The 13106-nt window shown below is 74.8% G+C and carries 11 protein-coding genes and 1 pseudogene; 7 read left to right on the top strand and 5 right to left on the bottom strand.

All coding sequences use genetic code 11. The features are described 5' to 3' along the window. The first annotated feature begins 42 nt into the window (after positions 1–42). Together speE and ML340_RS11965 are read left to right on the top strand one after the other, a co-directional pair. On the top strand, positions 43–897 hold the full coding sequence (speE, locus tag ML340_RS03455; RefSeq protein WP_240096663.1) for a polyamine aminopropyltransferase: 855 nt from the start codon (positions 43–45) through the stop codon (positions 895–897). A gap of 115 nt (positions 898–1012) precedes the next feature. Beyond that, on the top strand, positions 1013–2890 hold the full coding sequence (locus tag ML340_RS11965) for a GGDEF domain-containing protein (RefSeq protein WP_240096662.1): 1878 nt from the start codon (positions 1013–1015) through the stop codon (positions 2888–2890). A gap of 25 nt (positions 2891–2915) precedes the next feature. On the opposite strand, the gene ML340_RS03445 is transcribed toward ML340_RS11965, so the two are convergent. Next, positions 2916–3254, bottom strand: a complete 339-nt coding sequence (locus ML340_RS03445; protein ID WP_240096660.1) for a P-II family nitrogen regulator — start codon at positions 3252–3254, stop codon at positions 2916–2918. 200 nt (positions 3255–3454) lie between these two features. On the opposite strand from ML340_RS03445, the gene ubiK reads away from it, so the two are divergent. Both ubiK and ML340_RS03435 read left to right on the top strand, forming a co-directional pair. Next, positions 3455–3721 carry a ubiquinone biosynthesis accessory factor UbiK gene (gene ubiK / locus ML340_RS03440; RefSeq protein WP_240096720.1) on the top strand — a complete coding sequence of 89 codons (267 nt, stop codon included), beginning with the start codon at positions 3455–3457 and terminating at the stop codon, positions 3719–3721. 11 nt (positions 3722–3732) lie between these two features. Beyond that, positions 3733–5250, top strand: a complete 1518-nt coding sequence (locus ML340_RS03435) for a YifB family Mg chelatase-like AAA ATPase (protein ID WP_240096658.1) — start codon at positions 3733–3735, stop codon at positions 5248–5250. A gap of 30 nt (positions 5251–5280) precedes the next feature. On the opposite strand, the gene aceA is transcribed toward ML340_RS03435, so the two are convergent. Together aceA and aceB are read right to left on the bottom strand one after the other, a co-directional pair. Then, on the bottom strand, positions 5281–6582 hold the full coding sequence (aceA, locus tag ML340_RS03430; protein WP_240096656.1) for an isocitrate lyase: 1302 nt from the start codon (positions 6580–6582) through the stop codon (positions 5281–5283). Between the two features lie 39 nt (positions 6583–6621). Beyond that, entirely contained in the window at positions 6622–8256 is a 1635-nt protein-coding gene (gene aceB, locus ML340_RS03425; protein WP_425608273.1) for a malate synthase A, read from the bottom strand. 120 nt (positions 8257–8376) lie between these two features. Here aceB and ML340_RS03420 point away from each other — a divergent pair, with 120 nt between their 5' ends. Next, entirely contained in the window at positions 8377–9345 is a 969-nt protein-coding gene (locus ML340_RS03420; RefSeq protein WP_240096652.1) for a LysR family transcriptional regulator, read from the top strand. Between the two features lie 21 nt (positions 9346–9366). Here ML340_RS03420 and ML340_RS03415 read toward each other — a convergent pair whose 3' ends face one another. Beyond that, positions 9367–10371, bottom strand: coding sequence for an isoaspartyl peptidase/L-asparaginase family protein (locus ML340_RS03415; protein ID WP_240096719.1), 1005 nt, complete (start codon positions 10369–10371; stop codon positions 9367–9369). Between the two features lie 180 nt (positions 10372–10551). Next, positions 10552–11115, bottom strand: a pseudogene (locus ML340_RS03410) (cyanophycinase); the annotation flags it as partial. A 270-nt stretch (positions 11116–11385) separates the two neighbouring features. Here ML340_RS03410 and ML340_RS03405 point away from each other — a divergent pair. Both ML340_RS03405 and ML340_RS03400 read left to right on the top strand, forming a co-directional pair. Then, a complete protein-coding gene (locus ML340_RS03405) occupies positions 11386–11967 on the top strand; it encodes an RNA polymerase sigma factor (RefSeq protein WP_240096650.1) in 582 nt (193 codons plus the stop codon). Then, positions 11948–13024 (top strand): FecR family protein, encoded by a 1077-nt coding sequence (locus ML340_RS03400; RefSeq protein WP_240096648.1) that lies wholly within the window; start codon positions 11948–11950, stop codon positions 13022–13024. Before ML340_RS03405 ends, ML340_RS03400 begins: the two co-directional genes overlap by 20 nt. The last annotated feature ends 82 nt before the right edge of the window (positions 13025–13106 follow it).

The raw sequence follows: 13106 nt of genomic DNA, 5'->3' as shown, positions 1-13106 counted from the left end.
CGCTCCGCTACAATCCGGCCCCCTTCCCCGGAACCGATGCCCATGCCCGACGCCCGCTGGCTGCACGAATGCTTCGACAAGACCGGCTCGGCGATCGGCTTCCGGGTCGAGGCCAAGCTCGACGAGGTGCGCTCGCCGTTCCAGCACATCGAGATCTACCGCTCCAGCGACTGGGGCAACGTCATGCTGATCGACGGCGCGATGATGCTGACCAGCCGCGACAACTTCCTCTACCACGAGATGATGGCGCACCCGGCGCTGTTCACCCATCCCGATCCCAGGCGGGTGGTGATCATCGGCGGCGGCGACTGCGGCACCCTGCGCGAGGTGCTGCGCCACCCGGGCGTGGAGCAGGCCGTACAGTGCGACATCGACGAGCAGGTCACGCGCATGGCGGAGAAGTACTTCCCCGAGCTGTGCGAGTCCAACGGTGATCCACGCGCCGAGCTGCTGTGGGACGACGGCATCGCCTACATGGCCCACTGCGCGCCGGCCAGCGTGGACATCGTGATCGTGGACTCCACCGATCCGGTCGGCCCCGCCGAGGGGCTGTTCAACCGGGCGTTCTTCGAGAGCTGCCACCGCGCGCTGAAGGACGATGGCATCCTGGTCCAGCAGAGCGAGTCGCCGCTGGCGCTGCTGGACCTGATCCAGGCGCTGCGCGCGGAGATGGGCAAGGCCGGCTTCGGGAGCTTCCAGACCCTGCCGTTCCCGCAGCCCTGCTACCCCACCGGCTGGTGGAGCTGCACGATGGCGAAGAAGGCCGCGAACGCCAGCTTCGCCTTCCGCGAGGCCGATGCCCGCGCCAAGCCCTTCCCCACCCGCTACTACAGCGCCGACGTGCACAAGGGCGCGCAGGCGCTGCCGCCGTTCGTGGCGGAGGCCCTCGGCGGCTGACCGCCGCCGCGCCGCCGGCGCGGCGTATGCTCTGCGAAGACGCCGGCGCGGCCGGCGCGGGGGAGCGGCGCAGGTGCAGGGCAGGCAGCCAGCGTGCGGCGGTCGGCGGCGGCGTGTGGCAGGGGCCGCCGCGCTGGCGTGCGCGCTGTGGCTGACGCTACCCGCCGCGCCGGCCCGCGCCGATCCGCCCGCCGCGACCCGCGCGCAGGCGTTCGACGCCACCCTCGCGCGCTTACAGGCCCCGGCGTCGCTGAACCTGTCCAGTGACGCCTACGAGGCCGAGCTGCAGCGCCTGCGCGTGCAGCTGCCGCCCGGCGACCGCGCGCGCGAGGCGCGCCTGCGCGCCTACGACTGCGGCAGCCTGCGCTGGCAGGACGCGCAGGCCAGGCTGGCCTATTCCGAACAGGCGGTGGCGCTGGCGCGCGCGATGCGCGACCACGAGTCGGAGGCCCGCGCGCTGCTGTGCCAGGCGGTCTACCTCGGCCGCACCCGTGGCAGCGTGCGCGCGCTGCCGCTGCTTACGCGCGCGATCGCACGCCTGGACGACGGCCGCTTCCCGCGCCTGCAGGCGGAGGCGCTGGAACTGCGCGGCAGCCTGCTGTCGGACCTGGGCGAGCAGGCGCGCGCCCTGCTCGACTTCCAGCGCGCGCGCGCCGCCTACCGGCGCGCCGGCATCCCCGGCGAGGTCGAATCGCTGCAGCTGCAGCTGGCGGCCAGCTACCGCCGGATCGGCGACTGGGACCAGGCCGCGCGCCTGCTGCAGCCGCTGCTGGCGCTGCGGGCGCAGCGCGGCGATGCCGAGGGCATCGCGACGGTGCGCATCCAGCTCGGCTATCTCGCCGTCGAGTCCGGGCACGCCGACCGCGCGGCGCGCGAGTTCCGCGCCGCGCTGGCCGCGGCGGCGCCGCTGCAGAACCGCTATTCCGCCAACGCCGCCCGCCTCGGCCTGGCCGAGGCGCAGCTGGCGCAGGGCGACACCGCCGGCGCGCAGGCCAGCCTGCGCGCGGCCGCGGCCGGCTTCCACGCCGACCGCGACGACGAATCCGATGCCCTGCTGTTGCTGCTGGAAGGCCAGGCGCTCGCCCGCGAGGGGCGGCACGCCCAGGCGCTCGAGCGCTACCGGCGCGCGCAGCCGCTGATCGAACGCGACGGCAACCTGCGCTACCAGGCGCTGCTGTACCGTGCGCGCGCGGCCAGTGCGCAGGCCCTGGGCCGGCTGCCGCAGGCGCTGGCCGACTACCAGCGCTACATGGAGCTGCAGGCGGCGCTGCAGGCGCGCATGCGGCTGGAGCAGAGCCGCCTGCTCGAGCAGGAGAACGAGATCCACCGCCGCGACCTGGAGAACCAGCGCCTGCGCGCGGAGGCCGCCCTGCGCCAGGCCGAGCTGGACGCGGCGCGGCGGGTGCGCCGCTGGCAGGCGCTGGCGCTGGTCTCCGCCGGCCTGCTGCTGGCGCTGCTGGCCGCGCTCGCCTGGCGCCAGCGCGCACGCTCGCGCGCGCTGGCGCGGCTGGCCCTGCAGGACCCCCTGACCGGGGTGGCCAACCGCGCCGCTCTGGAAGCGACCGCGGCGCGCTGGCTGGCCGCGGCGCGCCGCGAACAGTGGCCGCTGTCGGCGCTATTGCTGGACCTGGACCACTTCAAGGCGGTCAACGACCGCTACGGGCATGCCGCCGGGGATGCGGTGCTGCGCGCCTGCGCCGCGGCCTGGCAGGCGCAGCTGCGCGGCAGCGACCTGCTGGCCCGCACCGGCGGCGAGGAGTTCTGCGTGCTGTGCGCGCAGACCGACGCCGAGGCCGCCGCCGCGGTCGCCGCGCGCCTGCTGCAGGCGACCCGCGCGCTGCGCCTGCCCGCGGTCGATCCGCAGCTGCAGGTGCGGGTCAGCATCGGCATCGCGCAGTGGGAGCGCGGCGAGAGCCTGGCCGTCCTGCTCGACCGCGCCGACGCCGCGCTCTACCGCGCCAAGCAGCGCGGGCGCGACCGCTGCGAGCGCTGAGCGCCGCGCTGCGGCGCGCGCCGGCTCAGAGCGCGTCGGCGTCCAGTTCGCCGGTGCGGATGCGCACCACCCGCTCCAGGTCCCACACGAAGATCTTGCCGTCGCCGATCTTGCCGGTGCCGGCCGCGCGCATGATCGCATCGGTGACCGCCTCCACCTGGTCGTCGGTCACCGCCACCTCGAGCTTGATCTTGGGCAGGAAGTCGACCACGTACTCGGCACCGCGGTAGAGCTCGGTGTGCCCCTTCTGGCGGCCGAACCCCTTGACCTCGGTGGCGGTGATGCCGGTCACCCCGACCTCCGCCAGCGCCTCGCGCACGTCGTCCAGCCGGAACGGCTTGATGACCGCCATCACCATCTTCATCCGCGTCCTCCGATGCCTGCCTGCGCGCGCCGCGCGCGCCGGCGCCGAGCATAGCGCGCCGCGGCGGTGCATACTGGCCGCGCGGCGGGCGGTTCCCCGACCCGCCGCCGGGCCGCGCGCCGACGGCAGGCGGCCTACGCCCGGTGCAGGCTGGCCGCACACCCGCCACGCCGGATCCCGCTGCCATGAGCCCCGTCCCGATGATCGACCTCGCGCAACTGGATGACCTCGCCCGCCGCCTCAGCGCCCTGGTGCCGCCGGGCCTGCGCGACACCCGCGAGGAATTGCAGCAGAACTTCAAGGCCGTGCTGCAGGCGGGACTGGCCCGCCTCGATCTGGTGACCCGCGAGGAATTCGAGGTGCAGCGCCTGGTGCTGGCGCGCACCCGCGAGAAGCTGGAGGCGCTGGAACGCCAGCTCGACGCCCTCGCCGCAGGCGGCGACGCCCCGACCCCGCCGCAGCACTGAGGGCCGCCGCCATGGGCCTTGCGGTCGTGCACGCGCGTGCACGGGTGGGCGTGCGCGCGCCGGAAGTCCGGGTCGAAGTGCACCTGGCCGGCGGGCTGCCGGCGATGTCGATCGTCGGCCTGCCCGAGGCCGCCGTGCGCGAGGCCAAGGACCGGGTGCGCGCCGCCATCCAGTGCGCGCAGTTCGAGTTCCCGGCGCGCCGGATCACGGTCAACCTCGCGCCGGCGGACCTGCCGAAGGACGGCGGGCGCTACGACCTCGCGATCGCGCTGGGCATCCTCGCCGCCAGCGGCCAGCTGCCGGTGGAGGCGCTGCAGGGCTGGGAGTGCATCGCCGAGCTGGCGCTGACCGGGGAGCTGCGCGCGGTGGACGGCGTGCTGGCCGCGGCGCTCGCCGCGGGCGAGGCCGGGCGGCGCCTGCTGGTCGCCCCCGGCAACGCCGCGGAGGCCGCGCTCGCGCGCCAGTGCGCGGTGCATCCGGCGCGCTCCCTGCTGGAAGCCTGCGCCGCGCTGGAAGGCCGGCGCACGCTGGCGCGGGCCGTCCCGCCCGCCGAACCGGCCGCCGCGGCGCTGCCGGACCTGGCCGACGTGCGCGGACAGGCGCAGGCACGGCGCGCGCTGGAGATCGCCGCCGCCGGCGGCCACCACCTGCTGCTGGTCGGCCCGCCCGGCAGCGGCAAGACCCTGCTGGCCTCGCGGCTGCCGGGCCTCCTGCCGGAACCGGACGAGACCGAGGCGCTGGAAGCCGCCAGCATCGCCTCGGCCAGCGGGCGCGGGCTGGATCTGGCGCGCTGGCGCCAGCGTCCGTTCCGCGCGCCGCACCACACCGCCAGCGCGGTGGCGCTGGTCGGCGGCGGCGCCGACCCGCGGCCGGGCGAAATCTCGCTCGCCCACCACGGCGTGCTGTTCCTCGACGAGCTGCCGGAGTGGAGCCGGCACGCGCTGGAAGTGCTGCGCGAGCCGCTCGAATCCGGGCGCGTGCACATCTCGCGCGCGGCGCGCCAGTGCGAGTTCCCGGCGCGCTTCCAGCTGGTCGCGGCGATGAACCCCTGCCCCTGCGGCTGGGCCGGCGACCCCTCCGGCCGCTGCCTGTGTCACGACGAGGCCATCCGCCGCTACCGCGCGCGCATCTCCGGCCCGCTGCTGGAGCGGATCGACCTGCACGTGGAGGTGCCGCGGGTGCCGCCGGCGCAGCTGCGCGGCGACGGCCCGCCGGGGGAATCCAGCGCCGCCGTGCGTGCGCGCGTGGTCGCCGCGCGTGCGCGCCAGCTCGCGCGCGCGGGCTGCATGAACGCCGCGCTCGACCGCGCCGGCACCGACGCGCATTGCCGGCTCGCCCCGCGCGACGCCGCCCTGCTCGAGCGCGCCGTGGAAGCCCTGCAGCTCTCCGCGCGCTCGCTGCACCGCATCCTGCGCGTGGCCCGCACCATCGCCGACCTCGCCGGCAGCGAGGCCATCGCCACCGCCCACCTCAGCGAAGCCATCGGCTACCGCAACCTGGACCGCGGGCGCGCGCGCACGGCCGCCTGAGCCCGCCCTCGCCCCGGCGGTGCCGACCGCTCAGGCCGCCACCCGCTCGCCGTGGAACTGTTCCTCCTCGGTGCTGCCGCGCAGGGCCACGGTCGCGCTGTGCTGGCCCTGGATGGTCTGGGTGACCGCGTCGAAGTAGCCGGTGCCGACCTCGCGCTGGTGCTTGACCGCGGTGAAGCCGCGGTCGGCGGCGGCGAACTCCTTCTCCTGCAGTTCGACGAACGCGCTCATCTGCCGGCGTGCATAGCCGTGCGCGAGCTCGAACATGCCGTAGTTGAGCGCGTGGAAGCCGGCCAGGGTGATGAACTGGAACTTGTAGCCCATCGCGCCCAGCTCGCGCTGGAACTTGGCGATGGTGGCGTCGTCCAGGTGCTTCTTCCAGTTGAACGAGGGCGAGCAGTTGTAGGCCAGCAGCTTGCCCGGGAACTTGCGGTGGATGGCCTCGGCGAACTTGCGCGCGAACGCGAGGTCCGGCTTGCCGGTCTCGCACCAGACCAGGTCGGCGTACGGCGCGTAGGCCAGGCCGCGGCTGATCGCCTGCTCCAGGCCCTTGCGGGTCTTGAAGAAGCCCTCCACGGTGCGCTCGCCGGTGCAGAACGGCTGGTCGTTCTCGTCGATGTCGGAGGTCAGCAGGTCGGCGGCCTCGGCGTCGGTGCGGGCGATGATCAGGGTCGGCACCCCCATCACGTCGGCGGCCAGGCGCGCGGCGGTCAGCTTCTCGATCGCCTCGCGGGTCGGCACCAGCACCTTGCCGCCCATGTGCCCGCACTTCTTGACGCTGGCCAGCTGGTCCTCGAAGTGCACGCCGGCGGCGCCGGCCTCGATCATCGCCTTCATCAGCTCGAACGCGTTGAGCACGCCGCCGAAGCCGGCCTCGGCGTCGGCCACGATCGGCTGCAGGAAGTCGATCGAATCGTCGCCCTCGGCATGGTGCAGCTGGTCGGCGCGCAGCAGGGTGTTGTTGATGCGCTTGACCACCGCCGGCACCGAGTTGGCCGGGTACAGCGACTGGTCGGGGTACATCTCGCCGGCGAGGTTGGCATCCGCCGCGACCTGCCAGCCGGACAGGTAGATCGCCTTCAGCCCGGCCTTGACCTGCTGCATGGCCTGGTTGCCGGTGAGCGCGCCGAGCGCATTGACGAAATCCTCGGTGTGCAGCGACTTCCACAGCTTCTCCGCGCCGAGCCGCGCCAGCGAGTGCTCCACGTGCACGGTGCCGCGCAGGCGCACCACGTCCTCGGCGGAATAGGTGCGGGTGATCCCGGCCCAGCGCGGGTTGTTGGCCCAGTCCAGCTTCAGTTGCTCGGCGGTCGGCAGGCAGGCGTGCTTCATGGTGACCTCGTGGTGTGTCGGTGAGTGGGGCGGGTGGGTTCAGTCCAGCCGTTCGTAGGCCGGCAGGGTCAGGAACGGGGCGAGTTCGTCGGCGTGGGTGAGGCGGTCGAGGATCCCGATCGCCTCCGCCACCCGGCTCGCGCCGGGCAGCCCCGGGATGGCGCGCAGGCGGCTGGGCAGCGCGATCAGGGCGCGCTCGAACAGGGCAAAATCGACCGGGGTGCCGTCGTCCAGCGCCAGCGGCTCGCCGCCGCCGTCCGCGTGGTGCAGCCATTGCCACAGCTGCGCGCGCGCGATCTCGGCGGTGGCGGCGTCCTCCATCAGGTGGTGGATCGGCACGCAGCCGTTGCCGTCCAGCCAGGCCGCGAGGTAGCGCACGCAGACCTCGACGTTGCCGTCGAAGCCGGCGCGGGTGATGGTGCCGCGGCACGGCTGCAGCAGATCGGCGGCCTCCACGTGCACGTCCGCGCGGGCGACGTGCAGCTGGTTGGGGCCGGGCATGCGCGCGTCGAACACCTCGCGCGCCAGCGGCACCAGCGCCGGGTGCGCCACCCAAGTGCCATCGTGGCCAGCGCTGACCTCGCGCAGCTTGTCCGCGCGCACCCGCGCCAGCGCCTCGGCGTTCGCCTGCGGATCGTGCGCGATCGGGATCTGCGCGGCCATCCCGCCCATCGCGTGCGCGCCGCGGCGGTGACAGGTCTGGATCAGCAGCTCCGAATACGCGCGCAGGAACGGCTGCACCATCGTCACCTGGCTGCGCTCGGGCAGCACCCGGTCACGGTGCCGGCGCAGGGTCTTGATGTAGGAGAAGATGTAGTCCCAGCGCCCGCAGTTGAGGCCGACCACGCGGCCCTTCAGCGCGTGCAGGATCTCGTCCATCTCGAATGCGGCCGGCAACGTCTCGATCAGTACGGTGACCCGGATCTGCCCGCGCGCCAGCCCGAGCGCGTCCTCGACGTGGGCCAGCACCGCCTCCCACAGCGCGGCCTCCTCCATCGCCTCCAGCTTGGGCAGGTACAGGTAGGGCCCGCGGTCGCGCGCGGCCAACGCCTGCGCGTTGTGGAAGCAGAACAGCCCGGCGTCGAACAGCGCCCCGGCCAGGCGCGCGCCGTCCACCCGCACGTGCTTCTCGTCCAGGTGCCAGCCGCGCGGGCGCACGATCAGCACCGCCTGCTCCGCCGCGGGCTTGAGCGCGTAGTGCTTGCCGTTGTCCGCGGTGAACGCGAGGGTGCCGGCGACCGCCGCGCGCAGCGCCTGCTGGCCGGCGACGAGGTTGCCCCAGGTCGGCGCGGTGGAGTCCTCGAAGTCGGCCATGTAGCAGTTGGCGCCGGAGTTCAGCGCGTTGATCACCATCTTCGGGTCCACCGGCCCGGTGATCTCCACCCGGCGGTCGCGCAGCGCGGCCGGGGCCGGGGCCACCGTCCAGTCGCCAGCGCGCAGGGCGGCGGTGTCGGCGCGGAAGTCCGGCAGCGCGCCGGCATCGAAGGCCTGCTGGCGCGCGCGGCGGGCGGCCAGCCGCGCCTGGCGCTCGCCCTCGAAGCGGCGGTGCAGGTCGACGAGGAAGGCCAAGGCGGCCGGGGTCAGCAGGGCGTCCTGGCCGGGGACGGCGGCCGCCAGCACCTCGACGGGGGCCGGCGCGGGGTCGGGCTTGGGCTGGGCGGCAGGGGCATGCAGGACGGCGGACATCGCAGGCGGGGTAGTGACACGGGACTGTCACCATCCGCCTGCGTGTGGTATTTGACAACCGAGATTTATCAATGCCAGATATTTGATTTAAAAATAATCATCGCAACCATGTCCGGCACCGACGCCAGCCCCCCGCGGTTTTCCTACAAAGGCTCGCGCCTGAAGCCGCTGCGCGCGTTCTGCCAGGTGGCGCGGCTGGGCTCGGTCAGCCGCGCCGCCGAGGCCCTGTTCCTGAGCCAGCCGGCGGTCACCCTGCAGCTGCAGGCGCTGGAGCGCGAGCTCGGGGTGCGCCTGCTCGAGCGCAGCGGGCGCCGGCTGACGCCGACCCGCGAGGGCGAGCTGCTGTACGCGATGGCGCGCCCGCTGGTGGAGGGGCTGGACACCCTGGCCAGCCGCTTCCGCGAGCAGGTGCGCGGGCTGGATGCCGGCGAGCTGCACGTGGCCGCCGGCAGCTCGACCATCCTGTACCTGCTGCCGCCGATCGTGGAGGCGTTCCGGCGCCAGCACCCGGACGTGCGCCTGAGCCTGCACAACGTCACCGGCGCCAGCGGGCTGGACCTGCTGCGCAGCGACGCGGTGGACCTGGCGGTCGGCTCCATGCTGGACGTCCCGGCCGACCTCGCCTACGCCCCGGCGCGACGCTACGAGCCGATGCTGATCACCCCACCCGACCATCCGCTGGCGGCCAAGCCGGAACTGGCGCTGGAGGACCTCTCGCCGTACGGGCTGATCCTGCCGCCCAAGCGCCTGACCACCTACCGGCTGGTGGACCTGGTGTTCCAGCAGAACCGGGTGCCGTACACGGTGGCGCTGGAGGTCGGCGGCTGGGAGGTGATCAAGCAGTACGTGGCGATGGGGCTGGGGATCAGCATCGTCACCGCGATCTGCCTGACCGAGGCCGACCGCCAGCGGCTGGCCGCGCGTTCGCTGGCGCGCTGGTTCCCGGCGCGCAGCTACGGCGTGGTGCTGCGCCGCGGCAAGGTGCTCTCGCCGCAGGCGCGCGCGTTCGTCGCCCTGATCCAGCCGCAGGCGCTGGCCCCGCGCGGCTACGACGAGAGCGGCCACTCCGAACGCTGAGGCCCGCCGTGGGCCGCCCGTTCAGCGCGGCAGCGGCAGCGGGTCGTCGCGGTAGATCGCCACGTGCGGCACGCCGTCGGCGCCGATCCAGCCGCGGTACATGCCCGGGGTGTTGAACGGGAACGCCACGCTGCCGTCCGCGCCGAGCGCGATCGCGCCACCGTCGCCGCCGGCCCTGGGGATGTCGCGGTCGATTACGCCCTCCGCTGCCTGCGCCAGCGGCTGCCCGGCCAGGCGCACGCGCGCGCAGATCTCGTGCGCGGCGGCGCTGCGGATGTAGTACTCGCCCCAGCCGGTGCCGGAGACCGCGCAGCGCGCGTCGGCCCAGGTGCCGGCGCCGATGATCGGGGTGTCGCCGACCCGCCCGTAGCGCTTGTTGGTCATCCCGCCGGTCGAGGTGCCGGCCGCCAGGTGCCCCGCCGCGTCCTGCGCCAGCGCACCGACGGTGCCAAAGTAGGCCTTGCCCGGCAGCACCAGCACCGCCTTGCGCGCGGCCGCCGCGCGCTCCTCCTGCCGCGCCTTCTGCAGCGCGCGCCAGCGCTTCTCGGTGCGGAAGTAGGCCGGATCGACCAGGGCGATGCCGTGCTCGCGGGCGAAGCGCTCGGCGCCCGCGCCGATCAGCATCACGTGCTGCGAGTGCTGCAGGATCGCGCGCGCCAGCAGGATCGGGTTCTTGACCCGGTGCAGCCCGGCGGCGGCGCCGGCCAGGCCGGTGGCGCCGTCCATGATCGCCGCGTCCAGTTCGTTGCGGCCGTCGTGGGTGAACACCGCGCCGCGGCCGGCGTTGAATTGCGGCGCGTCCTCGAGCACGGTGATCGCGGCGGTGACCGCGTCCAATGCGCCGCCGCCGCCCTGCAGGCGCGCATGCCCGGCGCGCAGGGCGGCCTCCAGCGCGCGCCGCGCCGCGGCCTCCTCCTCCGCGCTGAGATCGCCCGGCTCGACCCCGGCGCCGCCGTGGATCACCAGCAGCGGCGCGTCCAGCCGCACCAGCACGCCGTCGCGCACGGCGTAGCGGTCCTGCCGCAGCGGCTGCTCGACCCGCCCCTCCGGCAGCCACAGGGTGGAGCCGATCCCGGCGACGGTGACGGTGAACGGCGCCAGCTGCATCGGCTTGCCGTCCTCCTGCGCCGGCAGCAGGCGGCCGCGGATCACGGTCGCGCCGGCGCCCGGCGCGGCGGCATAGACCCGCGCGCGGCCGTCGCCCTCGACCGCGACCGCGGCATCCTCGTCCACGCCCAGCCCGACCAGCGGCCGCCCCGCGAGCTGCTCGGCCTTGGCCAGGAACGCGACTAGCCGCCCAAGCCGCCCGCGCTCGGAAAAGTGGGTATCGGTGATCACCCCCTGCAGCAGCGGCAGGCGCAGGAAGTCGGTCTCGATGGTGTTGCCGTCGCCGAGCGGATCGAGCAGCGCGCGCGGCGCGATCTGGCTGCCGCCGTCCATCGCGCCGTATAGGTATTCGCCGAGCATGGCCAGCCCGGCGCTGGTGCCGCCGAGCGGCTTGCCGGCGCGCACGTGCGCCTCCAGCGCCGCCGCCAGCGGGGTGTCGCGCCAGAAGCGCACGTAGCGCGACTGGTCGCCGCCGGCGATGAAGATGCCGTCGGCGCGCGCCAGCGCGCGCAGCACGCGCGGGTCGGAGGCCCCGGCGCGGTCCTTGAACACGAAGGTCTCCGCCGAGGCGATCCCGCCGACCTGGCGGTAGAACTCCTCGCCGATCTGCCCGCCCTGCGAGGCGCGCAGGATCACGATGTGGCCGTGCCCGGCCTTGGCCATGAACCAGCGCAGCGCATCCAGGTTGCGGTCGCCGCCGCCCATCAGCAGCAGGCCGGGACTGACCGCGCCCGGGGTCGGCGCGGCCGGATCGCCGAGCAGGTAGTGGTCCACGTCCGCCGCGCGCGCCGGCGCCCACGCCAGCAGCGCCGCCAGCCCCCATGCCATGCCCCGGATCCAGCCCATCGCGTCCCCTCGCGTCGCTTGCCTCTGGCTTGGGACGAAGTGTGGCCCGATTTCCCCCAGCCATGCCGGCTCGGCTATGGTGCGGGCATGTCCGAGGGGCTCGACCGCTGGTTCGTGGAGCAGGTGCTGGTGCACGAGGCGGCGCTGCTGCGCTACCTGCAGCGCCACCTGCCCGGGCGCGAGGACGCCCGCGACCTGTGCCAGGAGGCCTATGCGCGGGTGTACGAGGCCGCGGCGCGCCAGCGCCCGGCGCAGCCGCGCGCGTTCCTGTTCACCTGCGCCCGCCACCTGCTCACCGACCGCCTGCGGCGGGCGCGGGTGGTCTCGATCGAGCCGCTGGGTGATCTCGACCCGTCGTTCGTCCTGATCGACGAGTGCGCGCCCGACCGCTGGTGCGGCGGCCGCCAGGCCCTGCAGCGGCTGGCGCGCGCCTTCGACGCCCTGCCCGACCGCTGCCGCGAGGTGGTGTGGCTGCGGCGGGTCGAGCAACTGTCGCAGAAGGACGTGGCCGAACGCCTGGGGATCAGCGAGAAGACCGTGGAGAACCACATCGCCCGCGGCATGCGCCTGCTCGCCGACGCCCTGTTCGGCGGCGAGGGCGCGGTGGATGCCGCCGTCGCGGAGGCGCGCTCCGGCGCGGAACATCGGAATGGCCAGTCCTCCGACTGACACCGGCGCGGCCGCGCGGATCGAGGCTGCGGCCGCGGCGTGGCTGGCGCGCCGCGACGCCGGCGCATGGGCGGATGCCGATGCCGCCGCGCTGGAGGCATGGCTGGCACAGGATGCGCGCCACCGGGTCGCCTTCCTGCGCCTGCAGGACGCCTGGCAGGCCAGCGATCGGCTGCAAGCGCTGGGCGCCGGCTGGCGCGGCAAGGGGGTGCCGGCGCGCGGGCAGTGGGCGGCACCGCCGGCGGACCGGCGCGCCCAACTGCTGGCCGCGGTCGCCATGCGGCCACCGTCCGCATCGCCCGCCGGGCGGGGGGAGCGCCGCGCGTGGCGCGCCCTGGCCGCGGGCCTGCTGGGGGTGGCGGCGCTCCTGCTCCTGCTGCTGCAGCCGCAGGCGCCCGCGCCGCGGCCGCCTGCGCCGGTGGTGTACGCCAGCGCGCGCGGCGAGGTCGCCACCCACGCCCTGGCCGACGGCTCGCAGGCGACCCTGGCCGGCGCCAGCCGGATCGCGGTGCGCTATGCGCCGGATCGCCGCGCGGTCACCCTCGAGCGCGGCGAGGCGCTGTTCGCGGTCGCCAAGGATCCGGCGCGTCCGTTCGTGGTCAGCGCCGGTGGCTATGCGGTCACCGCGGTCGGGACCCGCTTCGCGGTCCGCCACGACCTGCCGGGCACCCTGCGGGTGGTGGTGACCGAAGGCCGCGTGCGCCTGCAGGCGGCCGACCCAGCGCAGCCCTCGACCCTGCTGCCGGCCGGCAGCGTGGCCGAGGTCGAGGCCGGACGAGTGCTGCTGCGCAGCCTGCCGGCGGACGCGGCCGCGCGCCTGCTCGACTGGCAGCAGGGCTGGCTGGTGTTCGCCGACACCCCGCTGGCGGAAGCGGTGGCCGAGTTCAACCGCTACGCGCCGCAGCCGCTGGTGCTGGCCGATCCCGCGCTGGCCACGCTGCGCATCGGCGGGCGCTTCCGGCGCGACAACCAGGCCGGCTTCGTGCGCCTGTTGGAGGCCGGCTGGCCGGTGCGCGCCGAGCGCCAGGGCGAGCGCATCCTGCTCTACCCGCGCTGAGGCCGCGCGCCGGCGCTGCGCTTGGGGGATGCGCGCGGCTGGTTCGTCACCAGCACAGGAACGCGCCCCGTCGGGCGCGCCG

Source organism: Thermomonas flagellata (assembly GCF_022419185.1).
In the GTDB taxonomy this organism is placed as follows: domain Bacteria; phylum Pseudomonadota; class Gammaproteobacteria; order Xanthomonadales; family Xanthomonadaceae; genus Thermomonas; species Thermomonas flagellata.
The sequence above is the reverse complement of the archived record's forward strand: the minus strand, read 5'-3'. Positions and strand labels throughout refer to the sequence as shown.